Consider the following 21,403-nt stretch of genomic DNA (forward strand, 5'->3'; position numbering starts at 1 on the left):
CCGACCGCGCGGGATCGCGGACCGGGATCAGGGCCGGTCGGCCGGGGACCCCGGGCGGCGGGTCGTGAACCACGCCGCCACGTCGCGGCGCAGGAGCAGCACCGCCACCGTGACGCAGGCGGCGGTGATCGCCAGCGGCAGCACCGCGAGCACCCCGACCAGGCTGACCAGGGCGGCGCCGATCGCCGAGACGACGAGGGTGATCCGGGCGGCGTTGCTGCCCCGCAGGGTGAGCACGGCCAGGACGATCGACGCCAGCGCCCAGACGACCAGGACGGCCATCGCGACGACCATGACGTCGGTGAGGACCCCGGCGTCGAGACCGGCGTCACGGTAGGCCTGCTGCGAGGCGATCTCGTCGGCGATCTGGCGCTCGAACCGGGCCCGGTCGCCGAGCACGACCAGCAGCCCGATCCCCAGCAGCAGGGCCACCAGGGTCGAGCTCGCCACCGTGACGAGCGCGGCGGCCACGACACCGCCGGGGCGCTGCTGCGCACCGTGGGCCCAGGACGCGACGGGCTGGTACGGGTGGGCCGGGTACGCCGGGTACGCCGGGTACGCCGGGGCGAACGGGGCACTCGACGCACCGGGGGCCGGGGCCTGCACCGGCCCGGCCCGCATGCCGGCCAGGGCCGGGTGCTCGGAGACGGCGACGCCGTCGAGCCACTGCCGGGTCGGCGGGCGCCAGAGCAGCAGGACGGCGACGGCCATGATGGCCGGGACGAAGTCGGCCACGGCGATGCCGGCGACCAGGCCGACCGGCGCCAGCACGCTCAGCGCCAGCCGCGCGGTGCGGTCGCGCTGGAGCACCCGCCAGCCGAGGTAGCCGGTGACCACGGCGAGCCCGGCGGCGACCATGCACAGCACCCGGAGCACCGACTGCCACTCGTCGGCGTCGAGGCCGACGCCCTTGCCGACGGAGTCGGCGAAGAGCTGGGCCTGCTCCTGCGCCTCGATCGTGCCGAGCGACGACATCCGGCTGAAGGCCAGCAGGATGACCAGCGCCGAGCCCACGACCAGCGTGCCACCGCAGAAGGTGGCCTGCGGGGGCCTGGGCTGGGTCGTGTCGCTCACGGCCCCAGTGTCCCAGGCACCCCCTGACCCCGGTCAGGTGGAACGGTCAGGTGGACAGGGTCACGTCGACAGGGTCACGTCGACAGGGTGAGGCCGCCGCCCTCGGGGGCGAGGTCGACCTCGACCGTGCCGCCGTCGGTCACCTGGCCGCTGATGAGCAGTCGCGCCAGGGGGTCGCCGAGGGCCGACTGGATGAGCCGGCGCAGCGGGCGGGCGCCGTACGCCGGGTCGTAGCCGACGTCGGCCAGCCAGGACTGGGCCCGGTCGCTGACGTGGATGGAGATCCGCCGCACGGCCAGTCGCTTCTCGAGCAGCGCGAGCTGCAGGCCCACGATGTGGGTGAGCGCGTCCTGGGTGAGGGACTCGAACTGGACGATCTCGTCGAGGCGGTTGAGGAACTCGGGCTTGAACGACGCCCGCACGACGGCCAGCACCGACTCCGCCTTCTTCTCGGGGTCCAGCGTCGGGTCGACGAGGTAGGACGAGCCGAGGTTGGAGGTGAGGATGAGGATCGTGTTGCGGAAGTCGACGGTGCGGCCCTGGCCGTCGGTCAGCCGGCCGTCGTCGAGCACCTGCAGCAGGAGGTCGAAGACCTCGGGGTGAGCCTTCTCGACCTCGTCGAGCAGCACGACGGAGTAGGGGCGCCGGCGCACGGCCTCGGTGAGCTGGCCGCCCTCGTCGTAGCCGACGTAGCCGGGAGGGGCCCCGACCAGGCGCGAGACGGAGTGCTTCTCGGAGTACTCGCTCATGTCGATGCGCACGATCGCGCGCTCGTCGTCGAAGAGGAAGTCGGCCAGGGCCTTGGCCAGCTCGGTCTTGCCGACGCCGGTGGGGCCGAGGAACAGGAACGACCCGGTCGGCCGGTCGGGGTCGGCGATGCCCGCACGCGAGCGGCGTACGGCGTCGCTGACCGCCCGCACGGCGTCGCGCTGACCGACCAGGCGCTCGCCGATGACGTCCTCCATCCGCAGCAGCTTGGCGGTCTCGCCCTCGAGCATCCGGCCGGTGGGGATGCCGGTCCAGGCCTCGACGACGTCGGCGATCTGCTCGGCCCCGACGGAGTCGCCGACCAGCGGGTCGACCTCGGAGCGGTCGGCCGACGCGGCCGCCTCGATGCGCCGCGCGAGGTCCTGGCGCTCGGTGGCCAGCTCCGACATCCGCCGCAGGATCGGCACGCGCTCCTCCTCGTCGAGGCCCTCCTGGAGCGCGTTCTCCTGCAGCCGCATGAAGGTCGTGAGCTGGTCGAGCTGGCGGCGCAGCTCGCCCTCGCCCTCGCGGGAGGCCTTCTCGCGCTCCCAGCGGGCCTCGAGGGCGCGCAGCTCCTCCTGCTTGTCGGCGAGGTCGGCGCGCAGGACGGCCAACCGCTCGACCGACGCGGCGTCGTCCTCCTTGTCGAGGGCGAACTCCTCCATCTTGAGCCGGTCGACCTGGCGGCGCAGCTGGTCGATCTCCTCGGGACTGCTCTCGATCTCCATCTTCAGGCGCGAGCTGGCCTCGTCGACGAGGTCGATGGCCTTGTCGGGCAGCTGGCGGCCGGTGATGTAGCGGTCGGAGAGCGTCGCGGCCGCCACCAGCGCGGCGTCGGTGATGCGGACCTTGTGGTGGGCCTCGTACTTCTCGCGGATGCCGCGCAGGATCTGGATGGTGTCCTCGACCGAGGGCTCGCCCACGAAGACCTGCTGGAAGCGGCGCTCGAGCGCGGGGTCCTTCTCGATGCGCTCGCGGTACTCGTCGAGGGTGGTCGCGCCGATCATGTGCAGCTCGCCGCGGGCGAGCATCGGCTTGAGCATGTTGCCGGCATCCATCGCGGAGTCGCCGCCGGCGCCCGCGCCGACGACGGTGTGCAGCTCGTCGATGAACGTGATCACCTGCCCGCCGGCGTCCTTGATCTCCTCCAGCACGGCCTTGAGCCGCTCCTCGAACTCGCCGCGGTACTTCGCCCCGGCGACCATCGCGGCCAGGTCGAGGCTGAGCACGCGCCGTCCCTTGAGCGAGTCGGGCACGTCGCCGGCCACGACGCGCTGGGCCAGGCCCTCGACGACGGCGGTCTTGCCGACCCCGGGCTCACCGATGAGGACCGGGTTGTTCTTGGTGCGCCGCGACAGCACCTGGATGACGCGGCGGATCTCGGCGTCGCGCCCGATCACCGGGTCGAGGGACCCGGCCTCGGCCGCGGCGGTCAGGTCGACGGAGTACTTCTCGAGCGCCTCGTACGTCGACTCGGCGTCCTGGCTGGTGACGCGGCGGTTGCCGCGCACCGCGGTCAGCCCCTCGCGCAGGCCCTTCTCGCTCAGCCCGGCGTCGGACAGCAGGCGCTGGGCCGCGGAGTCGGTGCCGGCCAGCGCGATCAGCAGGTGCTCGGTGGCGACGTAGTCGTCCTTGAGGCCCGCCGCCAGGTCGAGGGCGCCGGCCAGCACCCGGGTCAGGGCCGGCGCGGACGCCGGCGTCTTGACCGTGGCGCCGCTCGCGCTGGGCAGGGCCGCGACGGCGGCCTCTGTCGTCGCAGCCAGGGCCGCGGCGTCGACACCCGACGTGGTGACCAGGGTGCGGGCTGCGCCCTCGGGGTCGCGCAGCAGGGCCGCGAGCAGGTGGAGCGGCTCCACCGTGCTGTGGCCGGAGGCGGTCGCGGACAGCTGTGCGGCCTCGATGGCCTCGCGACTGCGGGTCGTGAACTTCTCGGCGCCGAACTGGGACATGGGGGTGCTCCGTGGTGAGGTGTGGATGGTCCTGCTGGGTCCAACGATCAGAAAGTTGAGTCTGTTCCACTCAAGTCTGGCTCGTCGACTGTCTAGACCAGCAGGCCACGATCCCGACGAACCCCGGGCGCTCCGCGGCGACCGGGCCTACCGTGAGAGCCAAGCAGGTGCTGTCTGGGAGGGCGGCGTAGGGAGGGAAGCGGTGACAGCGATGTCGACCGCGGTCAGCGCGAGCATGCTCTCGCACGGGCTGCACTACGTCTTGGTGCTGGCGGGTCTGTGGGGCCTGGCAGCGCTGCTCCTTCCCCACGGCCTGACCCGGTTCGGCGCGCCGCCGCCGACCGACGAGCACTCCTGGCGGGTCGCCGAGCTGCGCGCGGCGCTGGCGTCCGGCGCCGTGGGCACCGCCCCCGCGCAGACCCTGACCCGGCCCCGCCCCGCCCCCGTGGCCGGGGCGGTCTGGCTGCCCCTGGCACTCGTCGCGTCGGCCGCGGCCGCCGGCACCCACGCCGCGGTCGCCCCCGCCCACCTCGCCGAGGAGGTGGCGGCCGGGGGCTTCCTGCTGGCGGCGGCGATCGCCCAGCTCGCCTGGGCCGTGGCCGCCCTGCGGCCGACGCCGGCCCTGCTGCGGCTCGGCCTGGTCCTCCAGCTCGCCCTGGTCGCGACCTGGGCGGCGAGCCGGACCGCGGGCCTGCCGTTCGGGCTCCAGGCCGACCCGCACCCGGTCGGCCCCTGGGACCTGACCTGCGTCGCCTGGGAGCTGACCGCGGTCGTCGCCTGCGCCCGCACCCTGCACGACGGCGTACCCGCACGGTGCCCGGCCTGGTCGGCCTGGCACCCGTCCACCCGGACCGCCGTCGGCCTCGCCGCCGCCGTCCTGGTCCTCCTCACCTCGAGCGGAGCACACGCATGAGCGCCCCCGAGACCTGGCAGATCGGGATGGTGGCCAACGCCGTCATCGCCGTCGCCTACCTGCTGATCTGCCTGGCGATCGTGGTGCCGCTCGCGCGCAGCAACCAGCTGCGGACCAATCCGCTCGGAGCCGCGACCGGCGCCATCTTCCTCACCTGCACCATCCACCACGGCTCGCACGCCGTGCACATGCTGGTGCCGACGTTCTTCGACGGCGACGACCGTGGCCTCGCGATGCGGGCCGCGTGGGGGTGGCCGCTGGCGCTCTGGGACGTCGTCGGCGCCCTCGTCGCGGTCTACTACTGGTCGTTGCGGCGCCACTACGGCGCCCCGGCCGACCGCGCCCAGCTCTTCAGCGACATCCGCGAGCGCGAGCAGCAGGCCCTCGAGCTCAACGACTCGGTGCTGCAGGGGCTCGTGGTCTCCAAGATGGCCCTCGACCTCGACGACGTCGACAAGGCCCGGGCCGCACTCGGCGCCTCGATCGACTCGGCGAGCCGGATCATCACCAACCTGCTCGGCGACGAGCAGTTCCGCATCCGGCTGCTTCGCAGCGACCCCGCCGCGGTCGAGCTCGACCATGACGGCCCGACCCTGACCCTGGACCGGCCGACCGAGGAGAAGACGTGATGAGTGCCGTCGCGACCACCCGACCACTGCGGGTCGTGATCATCGACGACACCCCCGACCTGCGCGAGCTGCTGCGGATCGCGCTGACCCGCGGCGGCTTCGACGTCGTGGGCGAGGCCGGCGACGGGTCCAAGGGCATCGACGTCGTCCGCCTGCACCGACCCGACGTGGTCCTGCTCGACCTCGCGATGCCGGTCATGGACGGACTCGAGGCGCTGCCCTCGATCCGCCGGCTGTGCCCGGCCGCCAAGATCGTGGTGCTCTCGGGCTTCGGGGCCCAGCAGATGTCGGCGCGCGCCGTCGCCGCCGGCGCCGACGGCTACGTCCAGAAGGGCGCCCCCCTCAACACGATCCTCGACTACGTCCGCGACATGTCGGCCGGCGGCCGCCGCCCGAGCCGCGGGCTGTCGGTCGTGCCCGTCGCCGACCCCGCCACGGCGACCCCGAGCGCCGACCAGGTCGACCAGCCCGAGGCCCGGGTCGCCGCACCGGCCGCCGCCGCCGGACCGGCCGTCGGGCCCGGCAACGTGTCGGCGTGGGAGGCGCTGCGGATGGCGCCGTACGGCGTGGTCGAGCTCGCCGACGAGCCGTTGTTCCGTGTCATCCACGCCAACCCGGTGGGCGCGCGCCTGCTCGGCACCGACAAGTCCGGCACCCCCCTGGCGACCGTCGCCCCCGACCTGGCCTCGCTGGTGTCCTACCACCGCCTCGACGCCGACGCGACGTTCGAGACCCAGGTCGAGGGTGGCCGGGTCAAGGTCGCGCTGCGGCGTACGGGCTGGTCGATCATGGTCTTCCTCGACTCGACCGCCGAGGACGTCGGCCTGCTGCGGCGCGCCATCGCGACCACCGCCCACGAGGTGCGTGGTCCCGTCGCCGTGCTCTGCGGCATCGCCGAGACCCTCGCCTGGGACGGCGACCAGATGGCGCTCGAGCAGACCCGGCGCCTCATGGAGTCCGTCGCGCGCCAGGCCAGGATCCTCGACCGCATCACCGCCGACCTGCTCACCGCCGCGCAGATCCAGCGCGGCACCCTGCGCATCGACTTCCAGGTCGTCGAGCCCCGCACCCTGATCCTCGGCGCCATCGAGGGCCGGTGGGACGTCGAGGTCGCCATCGACGACGAGCGCTCGGTGCGCGCCGACCCGTTGCGCCTGGAGCAGATGCTCACCAACCTGCTGAGCAACGCGCACAAGTACGGCGCCGCGCCGTACGTCGTCCGCGTGCGCGCCGAGGGCGCCTACGTCGCCATCGAGGTCATCGACCACGGCGAGGGCGTGCCCCTGGAGTTCCGTGACGACCTGTTCCACGAGTTCGCCCGTGCCCACGGCGCCGTCGCCACCGGCACCGGCCTCGGGCTCTACGTCGTCAAGACCCTCGCCAAGGCCCAGAACGGCGCCATCTCCTACGCCCCCGGCCCCCACGGCGGCTCGGTCTTCACGATCAAGCTGCTGGCCTGCTGACGTCGACCGGCTCGGGCCCGCCGTCACCCCCTAGGCTCCTGGTCATGACCGTCGACTGGACGACGTACCGGGCCGTGCTCTTCGACCTCGACGGGGTGATCACGCCGACCGCGGAGGTCCACATGCGGGCGTGGTCGTCGATGTTCAACACCTTCCTGGCCACACGGGAGGGCCAGCAGCCCTATACCGACGACGACTACTTCGAGCACGTCGACGGCAAGCCCCGCTACGACGGCGTGCGCGACTTCCTCGCGTCGCGCGGGATCGAGCTCGCCGACGGCAGCCCCGACGACCCGGCCGACCAGGCCGCGGGCCAGGAGACGGTGTGCGGCCTGGGCAACCGCAAGAACGACGCGTTCGGCGAGGTGCTGCGTCGAGACGGGGTCGAGGCCTACCCCGGCTCGCGCCGGCTGCTCGACCAGCTGCGGGCCCAGGGCATGCCGCTGGCGATCGTGTCGTCGTCCAAGAACGCTCCCGACGTGCTCGACGCGGCCGGTGTCACCGACTACTTCCAGGTCGTCGTCCACGGTGGGGTCGCGACCGAGAAGCACCTCAAGGGCAAGCCCGCGCCCGACATGTTCGAGGAGGCCGCGCGCGAGCTCGGCGTGCCCGACGACGGCGCGGTGGTCGTCGAGGACGCGATCAACGGCGTCCGGGCCGGCGCGGCCGGCGGGTTCGCGCTGGTCATCGGCGTCGACCGCGGCGCCGGGCCCGAGGCCCTCGCCGAGGCCGGGGCCCAGGTCGTCGTCGCCGACCTCGACGAGCTCGTGGACGGGGCCCAGCGGTGAGCACGACCGACCCCCACCTCGAGGACCGTCACGGCGCCAGCCACGAGGCGCCGCCGGCGGTCGACCCGCTCGACCGCGACCGGTTCCCCGTCGACGAGTGGCGCCTGGTCGAGACCCGCTTCGACGACTCCGACCTCGGGACGACCGAGTCGGTGTTCAGCGTCGGCAACGGCTACCTCGGGCTGCGCGGCAACTACGAGGAGAGCCGCGACTTCCACGCCAACGGCACCTTCGTCAACGGCTTCCACGAGACCTGGCCGATCCAGCACGCCGAGGAGGCGTTCGGCTTCGCCAAGGTCGGCCAGACGATCGTCAACGCCCCCGACGCCAAGGTGATCCGCCTCTACGTCGACGACGAGCCGCTCGAGCTGTCGGCCGCCGACCTGGTCGAGTACGAGCGCAGCCTTGACTTCCGCACCGGAGTCCTGTCGCGCCACGTCGTGTGGCGCACGCCCAGCGGCAAGCGCGTGCAGGTCGACAGCACCCGCATGGTGTCCTTCCACCAGCGCCACGTCGCGGTGATGACCTTCGAGGTCACGCTGCTCGACGAGGCGGCGCCGATCATCATCAGCTCGCAGGTCATCAACCGCCAGGACGCCGACCGCGGGGCGTCGGTCGAGATGGCCAAGATGGCCGCCGACTTCGACCCCCGCAAGGCCAACGGCTTCGAGCACCGGGTGCTCGAGCCCGAGAACGACGTCGCGTCGTCGGAAGGGGTGCTGCCCGACGACCGGATGGCGCTGCGCTACAAGTGCGCCAACAGCGGCATGTCGATGGCGCTGGCGGTCGACCACGACTTCGAGTCCGTCGACGCCCACCACCACGAGGTCCAGCGCAGCGACGACCTGCTGCGGGCGGTCTACCTCGTCGACGCCCAGCCCGGCAACACGATCCGCCTCACCAAGACCGTCAGCTACTACACCGCCCGCGTGGTGCCGACCAGCGAGCTGCTCGACCGCTGCACCCGCACCCTCGACCGGCTGCGGGCCGAGGGCCTCGAGACGATGCGCCGCCGCCAGCGCGAGTGGCTCAGCGACTTCTGGGAGCGCTCCGACGTCGAGGTCGGCGGCCAGCCGGCGCTGCAGCAGGCGGTGCGCTGGAACCTCTTCAGCATCGCCCAGGCCTCGGCGCGCGCCGACGGGTCCGGCATCCCGGCCAAGGGGGTGACCGGCTCCGGCTACGGCGGTCACTACTTCTGGGACACCGAGATCTACGTGATGCCGTTCCTCACCTACACGAGCCCGACGGCGGCCCGCAACGCCCTGCGCTTCCGTCACGAGCTCCTCGACTCGGCGCGCGTGCGGGCCCGGGCGCTGGCCCAGCGCGGCGCGCTCTACGCGTGGCGCACGATCAACGGCGAGGAGGCCTCGGCCTACTACGCGGCCGGCACGGCGCAGTACCACATCGACGCCGACATCGCCTTCGCGCTCAGCCAGTACGTCGGCGCGACCGGCGACTACGAGTTCCTCGACCGGGCGGCGGTCGACATCCTCGTCGAGACCGCTCGGCTGTGGGCCGACCTCGGGTTCTGGCGCGACGAGAACGGCGGCACCTTCCACATCCACGGGGTGACCGGGCCCGACGAGTACACCACCGTCGTCAACGACAACCTCTACACGAACGTCATGGCGCGCTACAACCTGCGCCGCGCCGCCGAGGCCGTGCGCTTCATCGAGGCCAACCGGCCCGAGAACTTCCGCGAGATGGCTGCACGGGTGCGGCTGCGCGACGGCGAGGTCGACGAGTGGGAGCGCTGCGCCGACGGCATGATGATCCCGTTCGACGAGCACATCGGGATCCACCCGCAGGACGCCCACTTCCTCGAGCGCGAGATGTGGGACCTCGGGCACACCCCGGTCGAGAAGCGCCCGCTGCTGCTGCACTACCACCCGCTGGTGATCTACCGGTTCCAGGTGCTCAAGCAGGCCGACGTCGTGCTGGCGCTGTTCCTGCGCGGCGACGAGTTCACCCTGGAGCAGAAGAAGGCCGACTTCGACTACTACGACCCGATCACCACCGGTGACTCGACGCTGTCGGCCGTCGTGCAGTCGATCGTGGCGGCCGAGGTCGGCTACCACGACCTCGCGCTGCGCTACTTCCACGCCGCCCTGTTCGTCGACCTCGCCGACCGGCACGCCAACACCGCCGACGGCGTCCACGTCGCCTCGACCGGGGGCGTCTGGAGCGCGCTGGTCGCAGGCTTCGGCGGGTTCCGCGCCCACGACCAGGGCACGTGGTACCTCGACCCCCGCCTGCCCGACGGCTGGGACCACCTGACCTTCCGCCTCACCCTGCGCGGCACCCGGGTCCGGGTCACCGTCCGCGAGGACGAGCTCGACCTCGAGGTCGAGGACGGCACCGGCGAGCTGACCTTCGACGTGCGCGGCACGGCCACCACCGTCGCCCCCGGCTCCCCCGCCACCGTCGCCCTCGACGGCCACGGCCCCCGCATCGACGGCGAGCCCAAGAACCCGGTCGGCACCCGCCGCGCCGACGGCACCGTCATCACCGCCACGGTCCCGTCGGGCGACTGAGTCACCGGTCGCCGTACGACGCCACCACACGGTGGTCGTCAGGCGACTGGGTCAGGAGGACGGCGAGATGGCCTCGCCGTCGCCGGGGGTGCCGTGCTCGGGGAAGTCGGCGGTGGCGGCGTCCTCCTCGACCAGGCAGGTGCGGCAGAAGTCCTCGCCGAAAGGCGTGAGGTGGATGGAGCGGCGGACGACCTTGGCGAACTTGACCGAGTGCATGGCGGCCAGGACGTCGGGCTGGGCCTCGACGACCTGGTACTCCATCGGGTCGCGCAGCGACTCGCGGCTGAACCAGATCAGGCCGAGCCGGAAGAGGTTGTTGAGGTAGGAGGGCACCTGGTCGACGTAGCGGCATCCGGCGCGGGGGCCGATCATCGTCAGCCCCGGCGCGATGAGCTGCGACGACACCATGCCGACCGGCCCGCCGGTGCGGACGTCGACGCTGGGCTGGGGGCCCTTGTTGAGCAACAGCATCAGGATGCGGGCCTCGTCGGGGGCCACCTCGGACAGGATGCGGCCGAAGGCGGGGTGGCCCTGGTCGGTGCTCCACACGTCGCGCGACTGGTGCAGCAGCTCCTGGCCCCGCTCGCGCAGCGTCGGCTCGAGGTTCTTGGGCGGCACCGCGGCCCGGTGGGCGTCGACCTGGCCGTTGACGGCCTCGGTGACGGGCTCGGGCACCAGTCCACCGAGGGCGGCGCCGGTCGAGACGAGGGCCTTGCCGAGGGGGGTGCCGGACGAGGCAGCCTTGGCGATCTCGCCGACGGCGGCCAGGGCGGTGCCGGCCTCGCGGGCCAGGGCCACGGCCTCGTGGCGGCTGGTGGCGGCGCGGCCGACCCGCAGCCACCCCTTGGCCGAGCTCTTCACGCCCCAGCCGGCGGTGTGCCAGGCGGCGGAGGCCGCGACCCGGGCCAGGCCGGGCAGCGACTCGCTCCCGGCGCGCAGGTCGGCCCGGAGGTCGGGCAGCAGCGAGCGCTGGCGGGAGGGGTCGTCGGGCAGGTGCGCGTCGGTCATCAGCCCCCCTGGACGCCGAAGATCGCCAGGTGGAGGAAGCCTCCGGCGGCTCCCATGATCGCGCCGTGGGCGTAGAGCATCCACTCATCCTCCCTGATCGCCGAGCGCATCATGTCGACGAAGTCGCGCGGCGGGAGCTCCTTGGTGCGCGTGGCCACCAGGGTGCGGATCTTGTCGGCCTGCCGGGCGCTGAACTCGGGGTCCTTGAACGGCGTCAGGGTCCGGCCCACGGCCTCGAGCGCGACCTGGTCGCGGATGGTGTCGAACCGGGTGCTGCCGATCGCGACCCGCAGGGCGCCGCGCGCCGGACCGGCGGCCAGGTCGATGGCCGGGCGCAGCGCGGTGGCCAACATCTGGCGGGTCCGGTCGCCGCGGGGTCCGTCGAGCAGGAAGTTGCCGATGCGCTCGAGGGTGATGACGTCGTCGGCGATGATCTGGGCGTAGACCTCCGCGGCCTCGCTCTGCCGCTTGAGGAACAGGCCGTGCCAGGTGAAGCCGAGGATCTTCTTGGGCTCCGGCGGCTCGAAGATCAGCCACATGCCCAGGGCGTTGGTGATCCACCCGACGACCACGCCCATGACGGGCAGCAGCCACGCCTGGTGCACGAGGGAGTCGATGAGGGCGACCGGGATGCCGAGCAGGAACCCGAAGATGAAGCCGAACCGGACCATCATGTCCAGCTCCTTTTGACCGAAGTCACGGAAGATCCGCACCACCAGGCCAGGGTTGTCCTGGAAGTGGTCGATCACCATGATCTTGGGGTCGAGGAGCTGGTCGATGTGGATGCCGATCTCGGTGGTCACCGTGCCGACGACGCTGGGCAGCTGGGCCTGGACCCGCTGGTAGACCGCCGTCTTCACCGACTCGGGCAGGTCGTGCCACAGCCGGGGGTGCTCGGCCTCCATGACCTGGTCGACGAGCTCGGGGATCTCGGGTCGGAAGACGGTGACGATGTGCTCGGCGATCTGGTCGGGCTCGAGCTGCTGGTAGAACTCCGCGGGGGTGCCGAGCTTGGCGATCGCCTTGTCGACGGCGATGCTGCCCATCTTGGCGGCCCGGGCCGGCACGATGCCCTGCCAGCCGATGCCGCCCTGCAGCACGCCGGGGACCTCCTGGATCTTGCGCGGCAGGACCGACGCGAGCTCCTTCATGCCGGGCACCCGGACCCCGTGGAAGCGCAGCGGCGCGAAGAGCATGACCAGGCCCGACCAGTTGATCGCCCAGCCGATGACCCCGGTGAAGACCGGGATGGTGACGAAGGCCCACCAGTCGACCTCATGGACGTAGTCACTGAGCCAGTCCACCGTGACCACCCTTCGCCGTGGGCGGCCCCATCACCGCCACGCAGCGAAGACTAGTGGCAACCCTCACGCTGTGACACCGTGTCGCACGTAACGGACGAGGTGCTGGTCACATCCCGGATCACGGTCGGGTCACAGGGCGAGCAGCGCCACCACGACGACCACCGTCAGGGCGAACAGGCCCAGGCCGACCTGGGCGGCGTACAGCAGGCGGGCGACGGTGCCGTCGGTCCGCGGCAGGTCGGCCAGACGGTCGCGGCGCAGCGCCCACAACAACGCGGCCCCGAGCCCCAGCAACGGGGCCATGGTGGTCCAGTAGCGGGGGCCGGCGATGTGCACGAACGGCTGCACCATCAACGCCAGGACGCTGACCTTGAGCAGCACCAGCTGCAGCTGGTGGTCGAAGGAGCGGCGCGTCCAGGCGCCGAGCACCACCAGGATCAGCAGGCTCGCGGGGTAGAACAGCCCGAGGGTCACCACCTCGGCCAGGGGCACGATGTCGACCGGGCTGTCCTGCCAGCGCAGCAGCGTCGCGAAGCGGGCCGGCTGGCCGAAGTAGCGCCCGGTGTTGATGGCGACGTCGCGGGCGTACGACGTCGAGGTGACGTCCTGGCGCGCGTAGGCCGACATCTCGTCGGCGATGTCGACCTCGCTGAGGCCGGTGGCGCGAGCCTGCTCGCGGGAGTAGCGCAGCGGCGAGAACCAGATGCTGCTGCCGGGGTCGCACTCGCCGAAGCAGAGCCGGTCGCGGTCACCGAAGGTGTTGGCCCGCACCGTCGGCACCGACACGGTCGTGACCACGCGCGCGTCGAGCGCCAGGGACGCACCGACGCTCCACGGCGCGAGGATCGCCAGGAAGGCGACGCCGGCGGCGACGTAGGACAGCACGACCCGACCGCGCTCGCGCGGCGCCGCGAGCATCATGGAGACCACGAACGTCACCCCGAGGACGCCCACGACGAGCAGGCTCACGCTGGAGCGGAAGTAGACCGCGACGATCGCGTAGACCCCCAGCGCGAGGCCGGCGCGCCACGAGATCGAGCCGTGCTCGCGCACGGTGCGCAGCATGTCGATCGCCTGGCAGATCACGATCACCGCCATCAGCCCGGCGGCGCTGTCGCCCCAGCCCGCGGCCCCGAAGGCGGCGTAGGTCGGCACGAGGCCGGGGTAGACCAGGATCGCCCCCGCCGAGGCGTTGCCGAGCGTGCGCCGGACCCGCAGGGCGGTGACCAGGAGCAGCAGCGACGTGAGGACGGCGAGGTAGAGACGCGCGGCCGCCAGGGGAGCCGTGGGGAAGAGCAGGTAGAACGGCGTGAGGACCACCGACATGCCGGGCATGAACCAGCCGCTGCCGACGACGATGCGGTCCATCTCGGCGGTATCGGGGGCGCGCAGCCACACGACGTCGCGCAGCGCGTTGGACAGCGCCCGCCCGGAGTCGAGGTAGTAGGCCTCGTCGCCGACCAGCACGTCGCCGGCCACCCCGACGTAGACGAACACCTTGAGGGCCACGGTGGCCAGGAACAACCACACCAGGACCCGCTCGGGCCGCCCGAGCCCGTGCCAGCGCTCGCGCACCCGGTCGCGCACCCGGTCGCGCAGCCCCGTCACGAGCGGTCCGGGAGGTCGGGGGTGAAGCGCTTGGTGGAGTTGGCGTCGTCGCAGACCGGGTCGTCGGACTGCGCGGCGATCGTGGGCAGGTCGAGCACCATCTCACCGCGCACCACGGCGTCGTCGGGGACGCCCTCGAAGTCGCGGGCGGTGACGCGCACGTCGGCGGCGGCCACCCCGGCCGCGGCGAGCTGCGCCTGGATCCTACGGACGGCCTCGGCGGCGTCGACCCGGTCGAGCTGCAGCACCGTGCGGCGGTGCAGGCCGTGAGCGTCGACGGTGTCACCGTCGCGGCGCAGCACGTAGGCGAAGTCGGGGACGACGTCGCCCGGCAGCGGGTAGCAGCCGTTGGTCAGGCCGTCGGGGGGCAGCAGCGGGCGGTACTGCCCACTGACCGGCGCCCGGCCCAGCGCCGGGCTGATCAGCAGCAGCACCAGCGCCACCAGGGCTCCCAGCACCGCCACGCGGTGACGCGTGCGGGTCGGGAGGAGTCGGCTCATGGCGCGGCCCATCCTAGGGAGGGCGCCGTCGCGGTCGCTGTATAGAGTCCGGCGGGTGCGTGCGTCGCGGTGGGTCCCACCGGTGGTCTCGTGGCTGGTCGTGGTGCTCGTCGCGGTCGCGACGACGGCCGGCCTCAGCGCGCGCTACCTCACGCCCGAGGGGGCGCCGTACCCGCTGCTGAGCCGGGAGGTCGGCGACCACCCGCTGCTCGTCCTGGCGATGCTGTGGTTGTCGCTGGCGGCCTACGCGGCCGTCTTCGTCGCGCTGCGCACGCTCGTCGACGCGTGGCGCACCCCCGCGCCGTCCCCCCGTCCGACCGTAGGTCGGGCCGCGCGCCTGGTGGCGCTGGTCGACTGGACCTTCGCGCGGTGGTGGCGCGTCTCGCTGGTGCTCGCCGTGCTGTGGCTGCCGTGGTTCGTCAGCTCCTTCCCCGGCCAGCCGAGCCCCGACCCGTCCAACATGATCACCGAGTTCTTGTCGCGGCGGTCGGACTTCGCGGGGGCGCCGCTGCTGGGCGACGGCAGCCACACCGCGCCGTACGTCGACTACCCCACGTCGTCCTACCTGCTCACCGACGGCGACAGCCTGTGGTCCAACCACCACCCGTTCTTCCTGATGCTGGGCTACGGCTCGGTGAGCGCCGTGAGCGTCGCGCTCTTCGACAGCCTCGTGCCGGCCCTCGTCGTGCTGTCCGCGGCCTCGGCCGCGTTCACGTTGTTGGCCTTCGGACGGGCCCTGGCGATCCTCGGCACGCTGGTGCCCGGCTGGCGGCCGCGCGCGCTGGCGCTGCTGGTGCTCGCACTCAGCCCGCTGATCGCGCTGTGGAGCATGGCCGAGCACAAGAACCAGCTGTTCTGCGCGGCGTTCGTCTGGTGGCTGGCACTGCTCGCCCGGTTGGTCCACTCCGTCGGGCCGGTCGGTCTGCTCGGCCGACGCTGGTACGTCGAGACGTTCGCCGTGTCACTGGTCATGGCGGCGACCGTGCAGTTCGGCTGGATCCTGCTGGTCGCCCAGACCCTCGCGATGGTCCTGATGAAGCGCGAGCGGGTCGCGGTGCTCGTGGCCGTCGGCGTCCCGGCGGTGCTGGTCTACGGCAGCATCTCGGCCGCGACGGCCGCCGGTGTGCTGATCCCCTCGGACCCGGTCGAGACCAAGGGCGTGCAGCTGCAGGTGCTGGCCCTGGAGCTCACCGAGCACCCCGACGCGCTGACGGCCACGCAGCGCGAGGACCTGTCGCGGATCTTCGACCTCGACGCGTTCGTCGCGAGCTTCGACCCGTCGAGCACCGACCCGCTGAAGTCGACCGGACCGCTCGCGCGCAAGACGGCGAGCTTCCGCTACCAGACGGTGCGGCCCGAGGACTGGGACACCTTCGACGCCATCGTGCTCGACGTCGCCTCGCGCTACCCCGCCACCGCGGTCGACGCGCTGTTCCTGAAGTCCTCGCGCTACCTCGACCCGTTCGACGAGGGCACCGACTGGTACCCGCCGTGGTCGCCGTCGTACGACCGGACGATCGACGGCCACCGGGTCGCGCCGCTCGACCTCAACCTGGCCGCCCGCGGCTGGACGCGCGACCGCGCCTTCGACTGCTACGCCGTGTCGGTGTGCCGGCCGGTGATCTCGCACGGCCTGCGGACGATCGTCGTCGTGCTGCTGCTGGCCGCCGCGATCGGTGTACGGCGCCGGTTCGCCTGGCTGTGGGCACTGCCGTTCGCCCTGCAGCTCGCCATCGCCGGGGTGTCGCCGCTGAGCGCCGGCGGTCGCTACGTGCTGGCCTTCACCTACGGGTTGGCGGTCGTGCTGCTGCTGCTCGCGGTCGAGGACCGCCCGGCGTCGGTGCCGGACCGCGACCCGGTGAAGACGTAGCGGTAGCCCAGGAAGTTCGACACCATCCCGACCGCCACGGCAGCGAGCTTGGCGCCCGGCTCGACGAGCCCGTCGGACAGGTCGGGGGTCAGGGCCGCGGCCGCGGCGATGACGCCGAGGATGACCAACGACTGGAGCACCAGCGCCGAGAAGAGGGTCACCGAGACGAACCCCAGGTAGGACCTCACCCCCGCCGTCTCGGCGCGGAAGACCCAGGCCCGGTTGACGAAGAAGCTCACCGTCATCACCACGGCGGTCGAGACCACGTTGGCGAGGACCGGGGGCACCCCGGCAGCGACCGCCAGCAGGGTGAAGAGCAGCAGGTCGAGGGCGGTGTTGGCGACGCCCACGACCAGGTAGCGGTGGGTGCTGCTGCTCAGCACGTCAGCCGCGGGTGTGGACCGAGGACCGCACCGACGCACGGTCGGCCGACATCGCCGGCAGCTGGAGGTAGAACAGCCGCCGCGTCTCGCGGGTGCCGCGCAGCACGGCGTTCATGAGCATGCCGATGCCGACGAGCAGCACGGCCAGCACCATCAGCGACGACGCCAGGATCGCGGTCGGGAACCGCTCGACGAGCCCGGTGTCGACGTAGTCGAGGACGACGGGGATGCCCAGCAGCAAGCCGACCAGCGCGCTGAACAGGCCGGCGTACCCGCAGACGAGCAGCGGCCGCTCGTGCAGCAGCAGGTGGCCGAGCAGGCCGAGGATCTTGAAGCCGTCGCGGAAGGTGCGCAGCTTGGACTCCGAGCCCTCGGGACGGTCCTTGAACCCGACCGGCACCTCGGTCTGCGGGACCCGCAGGTTGGCGGCGTGGATCGTCAGCTCGGTCTCGATCTCAAACTCCTGGGAGTTGGCCGGGAAGGACTTGACGTAGCGCCGCGAGAACGCGCGGTAGCCCGACAACATGTCGCTGACCTGCTCGCCGAACATCATGGTGGTGACCCGGTTGAACGCCGCGTTGCCCATCGCGTGGCCGGGGCGATAGCTGCCGTCGTCGGTGTTGGTGTCGACGCGGACGCCGACGACGTGGTCGAGCGGGCCGGACACGAGGGCCTCGATCAGGCGGGGCGCGGCCGCGGCGTCGTAGGTGTCGTCGCCGTCGATCATCAGGTAGACGTCGGCCTCGATGTCGGCGAAGGCCCGGCGCACGACGTTGCCCTTGCCCTTGCGGCTCTCGAAGCGCACGATCGCCCCGGCCTCGGCCGCGACGCGGCTGGTCTGGTCGGAGGAATTGTTGTCGTAGACGTAGATCTCGGCGCGGGGCACGGCGGCGCGCAGGTCGGCCACGACCGTGCCGATCGTGAGCTCCTCGTTGTAGCAGGGCACGATGACCGCGACCCGGAACTCCTCGAGTGTCATGACGTCCTTGCGGTTGCGGTGGCGTGGGCAGCACCCCACTCTACGGGGCGTGAGGCCCGCGTCCCTCGTCAGCGCGCGTCGCGTCTGGGGCCGTCAGCGGCGGACCTCCGGGACCCGCACCTGCCCCGGTCGCACCGGCGAGCCGTCGGTGGTCGTGCCGGGCGCGTTGCCCAGCACCACGGCCACGGTCTGGACCTGGCCGCCTCCGCCGGACGACCAGTTGCCGAGGAAGACCGTGACGCGCGCCGCCCGCCTCGAGCGACACCCGGCCCGTCACGCCGCCCTCCCCGTCTCGTCTCCCCGAAGGACCTCCGTGCCCGCGCCCCTGGCCGACCAGCTGACCGTGATCATCCCGGCCTACAACGAGGCGGCCTCGGTCGCCGACACGGTCCGCAGCGTCCTGGAGCAGACGACGCCGCCGGCCCGCGTGATCGTCGTCGACGACCGGTCCACCGACGCGACCGGCACCCTGGCGCGCGCCGCGGGCGCCGAGGTCATCTGCCCGCCCACCAACACCGGGTCGAAGGCGGGCGCCCAGAACCTCGCGCTCGACGTGGTCGACACGCCGTACTGCATGGCGATCGACGGCGACACCACGCTCGCCCCGGACGCGATCGAGCGGCTGATGGTGCCGCTGGCCGACGACCCGGAGGTGGCGGCGGCCTGCGGCTTCGTCGTCCCGCGGCACGTCAGCACCGTCTGGGAGCGCGGCCGCTACGTCGAGTACCTGCTGTCGTTCACCTTCTACAAGCCGACCCAGGACTACTACGGCAACCCGCTGATCTCCTCAGGGTGCTTCTCGGCCTACCGCACCGACCGGCTGCGCGAGGCCGGCGGATGGTCGGAGCGCACCCGCGCCGAGGACATGGACCTGACCTGGAGCTTCTACCGGGCCGGACATGGCGTCCGGTTCGTCCCCGACGCGGTCTGCTACCCGATCGAGCCCCCGGACCTGGACTTCATGACCAAGCAGCTCAAGCGCTGGTCGCACGGGTTCGTCCAGAACGTCGGCCTGCACTGGAAGGGAATCCTGCGACTGCCGTTCCTGAGCACCGTCGTGGGTGTCGCCCTCTTCGACGCGGTCGTCGCGTCGCTGATCTATCTGCTGGTCCTGCCCGTGCTCGCGGTCGCGCTCGGAGCGCCGCTGCTGCTGCTCGTCTACGTCATCGACGTACCGGCGGTGCTGGTGCCGGTGCTCGTCGCCGCGCGACGCCGCCGCGAGGTCGGCAGAGCACTGCTCTCGCTGCCGTGCTTCTTCGTGCTGCGGACCGTCAACGGCTTCTTCATGCTCGAGGCGCTGATCACCGAGGTCGTGCTGCGCCGACCGCTGCTCGTCTACGAGAAGGGACACTGACATGAACAACGCCGGACTCCCCGGAACCGGGATCGGCGGGCTGTTCTACCTCCTGCTGGCGCTGTGCATGCCGGTCGTCGAGGTCGTCCGCACCGTGCGCGGTGACACCGAGCCCGGCCGGTGGCGACAGGTGCTCACCCAGTTCGCCCTCGCCTGCGCCATCCTGGTGTCCCTCGTCGGCACCGCGGCCGTCTACCTGCGCCTGGTGGACGCGCCCAGCCCGTTCGGGCTCACCGGCACGGCCCTGGTCCTGGCGCCGGTCGTGCTCGCCGCGCTGCTGCTCTGCCTGGTCGTCGTGGTGCTGCGGGTGTGGGCCCGGCTGCTCGGGCCCGAGCCGGAGCTGCGCACGCCGGTGCGCGTCGGCTAGGGAAGCCGCTCGGCAGCCGTGGTGACCAACGCGGCGACGTCCTCGGTCGCGGCGACGGCTCGCACACCGCGTCCCATCACGATGTCGACCTACTCCCCCGCCGGGATCCTTCCTTGGCAGGCGCGCATGCCGTCACGCAGCGCGTCGAAGGTCGTCTCGACCTCGACCCGGTCCTCGGCCAGGAGGAACTCCTGGACGAAGACCTCCCAGCGCAGCAAGTCCGCGGCGGAGCGGGACCCGTCGCTCGCCCGTGGGCATGACCGTCGTCAGCACGGACGCGCTCAGGGTGGTGGTCGCTCGACGACGGTGGTGCTGGCCTTGTCGCGCAGGTAGTGGTGGCCGGTGGGGTCGGTCCACAGGAAGACGCGGGGTTCAAGCCTGCGGTAGGTCCAGGTGGTGTGGGTCTTGAGTCGGTGGTGATGTCGGCACAGGGGGGCGAGGTTGCAGCTGCTGGTGGTGCCGCCGCCGGGGTGGGGGCACCAGGGGTCGAGGTGGTCGAGGTCGCAGCGGCGCGCGGGGGTGGTGCACCAGGGGAACACGCAGGTGGGGTTGATCAGCCGGACCTGCTCGCGCAGAAGGTCGGGGATGGCGTAGGACTCGGTGTGCAGCTCGGCGCTGAGGTCGAGCACGGGCAAGACGGCGACGTGGGTGTCGGTTCGTGACAGCCATTGGTGGACAGCCATTGGTGGACCTGTTGGACCAGCAGTGGGTGGGGGCGGGTGCCGGGGGTGTCGTTGAGCGCGACGGGGTCCAGGCCGAGCAGGGCGAGGTCGGTGAGGTGGAGGTAGACCACGGCCTGCTTGCCCGGGGCCCGTGACGGAGCCCGGCCCGGAGCTGCTGACGGTGGCGCTGCCGGCGCCGGCGACGGGACGGGCGCGGGTGCGGGTGCGGGTGCGGGTGCGGGTGCGGGGGACTCCGCGGGCGCGGGGGCCTGTGCCGCCGCGGGCGCCTCGGCGGGCGTCTCGGCGGGCGTCTCGGCGGGCGCGGGTGCTGGTGCGGGGTGTTGGTTGAGCAGGGCGAGGGCTCGGGCGGGGTCGGCCAGGATGCCGAGGGCGTGGGCGCGGCGGGCGTCGAGAGGGTCGACCTCGTCGCCGGGCGCGTCGGGGTCGTCGTTGGTCTTCAGGGCCGCGGCGATGCGGGCGACGGTGGCGGCCAGGGCGTGGAGGTCCTGCCAGTCGCCGCGGGCGTGGAGCTCGGCGCTGCCGTCGGGTTGGGGGTCGAGGTGGAAGGAGGCGTGGTGGCCGCGTTCGGCGACGGCCTGCTCGAGCTCGACGATCTCGGCGTGCAGACGCAGCATCGCCTCGGCGATCGCCCGGTCCAGGGTGGTCAGGCCCACGGTCGCCGCGACCGGGGCGAGGTGGTCGTCGAGGTAGGCCACCACGTCGGCCGGGGACCCGAGCACGGCCTGCGCGATGCGCCGGGCCCGCCAGGCAGGGACCTGCCCGGTGCACACCAGGGCCCAGATCCTCGGCAGCCGGTGACACAGCACCAGGGCGTCACGGATCAGGGCCTTGCCGGCCGCGGTCGACATCCGGTTGGCCGCGGCGAACGCAGCCGGGGCGTCCCACGCGACCGGGGGGATCCCGCACCACGCCAGACGCTCCTCGGCCACCTCGCCGGTCTCGAGGTCGGCGAACCCCAGGGCCAGGGCGGTGCCGTCGAGCTGCTCCATCGGCTGCGCCGATGCCGCGGTGATCCGCCAACCATCGCCACCGTCGAGCACCGGGTGGGCCTGCGCCCACCCCACCGCGACCTCGAGGACCCGCGCCTCGGCCGCATCGGCTGCGACCCGTGCCGCACGGACCTGCTCCAGCAGCAGCGCCGGGGTCACGGCGGCGTCAGCGAGAGCAGTGGACATGCATCAAGTATAATCGAGCATCTGTTCGAATGCAAGGAGACTCCGCGTTTGGGGAACCGCGGGACACTGCTCGCC

The 21,403-nt window shown here is 72.4% G+C and carries 19 protein-coding genes; 8 read left to right on the forward strand and 11 right to left on the reverse strand.

The annotated features are described in order from the left end of the window. Window positions 1-27 precede the first annotated feature (27 nt). Together FZC61_RS02380 and FZC61_RS02385 are read right to left on the reverse strand one after the other, a co-directional pair. Window positions 28-1,074: a hypothetical protein gene (locus FZC61_RS02380; protein ID WP_148612070.1), complete on the reverse strand. Its 1,047-nt coding sequence runs from the start codon at window positions 1,072-1,074 to the stop codon at window positions 28-30. Between the two features lie 74 nt (window positions 1,075-1,148). Beyond that, window positions 1,149-3,770 carry an ATP-dependent Clp protease ATP-binding subunit gene (locus FZC61_RS02385; RefSeq protein WP_148612072.1) on the reverse strand — a complete coding sequence of 874 codons (2,622 nt, stop codon included), beginning with the start codon at window positions 3,768-3,770 and terminating at the stop codon, window positions 1,149-1,151. A 202-nt stretch (window positions 3,771-3,972) separates the two neighbouring features. Here FZC61_RS02385 and FZC61_RS02390 point away from each other — a divergent pair, with 202 nt between their 5' ends. The 5 genes from FZC61_RS02390 to FZC61_RS02410 all read left to right on the forward strand — a co-directional run bounded on the left by FZC61_RS02390 (window position 3,973) and on the right by FZC61_RS02410 (window position 10,097). Continuing rightward, window positions 3,973-4,683 (forward strand): hypothetical protein, encoded by a 711-nt coding sequence (locus tag FZC61_RS02390; RefSeq protein WP_148612075.1) that lies wholly within the window; start codon window positions 3,973-3,975, stop codon window positions 4,681-4,683. Further along, entirely contained in the window at window positions 4,680-5,312 is a 633-nt protein-coding gene (locus FZC61_RS02395; protein ID WP_148612076.1) for a hypothetical protein, read from the forward strand. The genes FZC61_RS02390 and FZC61_RS02395 overlap by 4 nt, the downstream gene beginning before the upstream one ends. Next, complete coding sequence (locus FZC61_RS02400) at window positions 5,312-6,775, forward strand: ATP-binding response regulator (RefSeq protein WP_148612078.1); 1,464 nt, start codon at window positions 5,312-5,314, stop codon at window positions 6,773-6,775. The genes FZC61_RS02395 and FZC61_RS02400 overlap by 1 nt, the downstream gene beginning before the upstream one ends. Before the next feature lie 44 nt (window positions 6,776-6,819). Further along, a complete protein-coding gene (locus tag FZC61_RS02405; protein WP_148612080.1) occupies window positions 6,820-7,563 on the forward strand; it encodes an HAD family hydrolase in 744 nt (247 codons plus the stop codon). A gap of 104 nt (window positions 7,564-7,667) precedes the next feature. Then, entirely contained in the window at window positions 7,668-10,097 is a 2,430-nt protein-coding gene (locus FZC61_RS02410) for a glycoside hydrolase family 65 protein (RefSeq protein WP_246142498.1), read from the forward strand. Window positions 10,098-10,148: 51 nt separating this feature from the next. Here the strand turns inward: FZC61_RS02410 and FZC61_RS23335 are convergent, their stop codons facing one another. From FZC61_RS23335 to FZC61_RS02430, 4 genes are all read right to left on the reverse strand, one after another. Then, a complete protein-coding gene (locus FZC61_RS23335) occupies window positions 10,149-11,105 on the reverse strand; it encodes an Abi-alpha family protein (RefSeq protein WP_211357043.1) in 957 nt (318 codons plus the stop codon). Further along, window positions 11,105-12,409 (reverse strand): DUF445 domain-containing protein, encoded by a 1,305-nt coding sequence (locus FZC61_RS02420; RefSeq protein WP_246142472.1) that lies wholly within the window; start codon window positions 12,407-12,409, stop codon window positions 11,105-11,107. Before FZC61_RS02420 ends, FZC61_RS23335 begins: the two co-directional genes overlap by 1 nt. A 129-nt stretch (window positions 12,410-12,538) precedes the next feature. Then, window positions 12,539-14,017, reverse strand: a complete 1,479-nt coding sequence (locus tag FZC61_RS02425) for a hypothetical protein (RefSeq protein WP_148612086.1) — start codon at window positions 14,015-14,017, stop codon at window positions 12,539-12,541. Next, window positions 14,014-14,517, reverse strand: a complete 504-nt coding sequence (locus tag FZC61_RS02430) for a hypothetical protein (RefSeq protein WP_148612088.1) — start codon at window positions 14,515-14,517, stop codon at window positions 14,014-14,016. Before FZC61_RS02430 ends, FZC61_RS02425 begins: the two co-directional genes overlap by 4 nt. A gap of 55 nt (window positions 14,518-14,572) precedes the next feature. On the opposite strand from FZC61_RS02430, the gene FZC61_RS02435 reads away from it, so the two are divergent. Further along, a complete protein-coding gene (locus tag FZC61_RS02435; RefSeq protein ID WP_148612090.1) occupies window positions 14,573-16,387 on the forward strand; it encodes a DUF6020 family protein in 1,815 nt (604 codons plus the stop codon). On the opposite strand, the gene FZC61_RS02440 is transcribed toward FZC61_RS02435, so the two are convergent. Continuing rightward, complete coding sequence (locus tag FZC61_RS02440) at window positions 16,303-16,770, reverse strand: GtrA family protein (RefSeq protein ID WP_170285943.1); 468 nt, start codon at window positions 16,768-16,770, stop codon at window positions 16,303-16,305. The two genes, FZC61_RS02435 and FZC61_RS02440, sit on opposite strands and share 85 nt — an antisense overlap. Before the next feature lies 1 nt (window position 16,771). Next, window positions 16,772-17,749, reverse strand: a complete 978-nt coding sequence (locus FZC61_RS02445) for a glycosyltransferase (RefSeq protein ID WP_148612094.1) — start codon at window positions 17,747-17,749, stop codon at window positions 16,772-16,774. A gap of 313 nt (window positions 17,750-18,062) precedes the next feature. On the opposite strand from FZC61_RS02445, the gene FZC61_RS02450 reads away from it, so the two are divergent. Next, the gene (locus tag FZC61_RS02450) at window positions 18,063-19,103 is read left to right on the forward strand and encodes a glycosyltransferase family 2 protein (protein ID WP_170285944.1); all 1,041 of its coding nucleotides are present in this window, start codon (window positions 18,063-18,065) and stop codon (window positions 19,101-19,103) included. A 1-nt stretch (window position 19,104) separates the two neighbouring features. Next, entirely contained in the window at window positions 19,105-19,470 is a 366-nt protein-coding gene (locus FZC61_RS02455; RefSeq protein ID WP_148612099.1) for a hypothetical protein, read from the forward strand. Window positions 19,471-19,559: 89 nt separating this feature from the next. On the opposite strand, the gene FZC61_RS23890 is transcribed toward FZC61_RS02455, so the two are convergent. The 3 genes from FZC61_RS23890 to FZC61_RS23340 form a co-directional block, all read right to left on the reverse strand. Next, on the reverse strand, window positions 19,560-19,688 hold the full coding sequence (locus tag FZC61_RS23890; RefSeq protein ID WP_281289791.1) for a hypothetical protein: 129 nt from the start codon (window positions 19,686-19,688) through the stop codon (window positions 19,560-19,562). A 63-nt stretch (window positions 19,689-19,751) separates the two neighbouring features. Beyond that, window positions 19,752-20,099, reverse strand: coding sequence for an HNH endonuclease signature motif containing protein (locus FZC61_RS02460; protein ID WP_148612101.1), 348 nt, complete (start codon window positions 20,097-20,099; stop codon window positions 19,752-19,754). Further along, on the reverse strand, window positions 20,024-21,328 hold the full coding sequence (locus FZC61_RS23340) for a hypothetical protein (protein WP_211357044.1): 1,305 nt from the start codon (window positions 21,326-21,328) through the stop codon (window positions 20,024-20,026). The genes FZC61_RS02460 and FZC61_RS23340 overlap by 76 nt, the downstream gene beginning before the upstream one ends. Between the last annotated feature and the right edge of the window lie 75 nt (window positions 21,329-21,403).

This window comes from Nocardioides rubriscoriae (assembly GCF_008087085.1).
Taxonomy (GTDB): domain Bacteria; phylum Actinomycetota; class Actinomycetes; order Propionibacteriales; family Nocardioidaceae; genus Nocardioides; species Nocardioides rubriscoriae.

Coding starts and splice junctions, on each gene's coding strand:
- FZC61_RS02385 (WP_148612072.1), bottom strand. CDS start 3,770: ATGTCCCAGTTCGGCGCCGAGAAGTTCACGACCCGCAGTCGCGAGGCC.
- FZC61_RS02395 (WP_148612076.1), top strand. CDS start 4,680: ATGAGCGCCCCCGAGACCTGGCAGATCGGGATGGTGGCCAACGCCGTC.
- FZC61_RS02400 (WP_148612078.1), top strand. CDS start 5,312: ATGAGTGCCGTCGCGACCACCCGACCACTGCGGGTCGTGATCATCGAC.
- FZC61_RS02405 (WP_148612080.1), top strand. CDS start 6,820: ATGACCGTCGACTGGACGACGTACCGGGCCGTGCTCTTCGACCTCGAC.
- FZC61_RS23335 (WP_211357043.1), bottom strand. CDS start 11,105: ATGACCGACGCGCACCTGCCCGACGACCCCTCCCGCCAGCGCTCGCTG.
- FZC61_RS02430 (WP_148612088.1), bottom strand. CDS start 14,517: ATGAGCCGACTCCTCCCGACCCGCACGCGTCACCGCGTGGCGGTGCTG.
- FZC61_RS02445 (WP_148612094.1), bottom strand. CDS start 17,749: ATGACACTCGAGGAGTTCCGGGTCGCGGTCATCGTGCCCTGCTACAAC.
- FZC61_RS02455 (WP_148612099.1), top strand. CDS start 19,105: ATGAACAACGCCGGACTCCCCGGAACCGGGATCGGCGGGCTGTTCTAC.
- FZC61_RS23340 (WP_211357044.1), bottom strand. CDS start 21,328: ATGTCCACTGCTCTCGCTGACGCCGCCGTGACCCCGGCGCTGCTGCTG.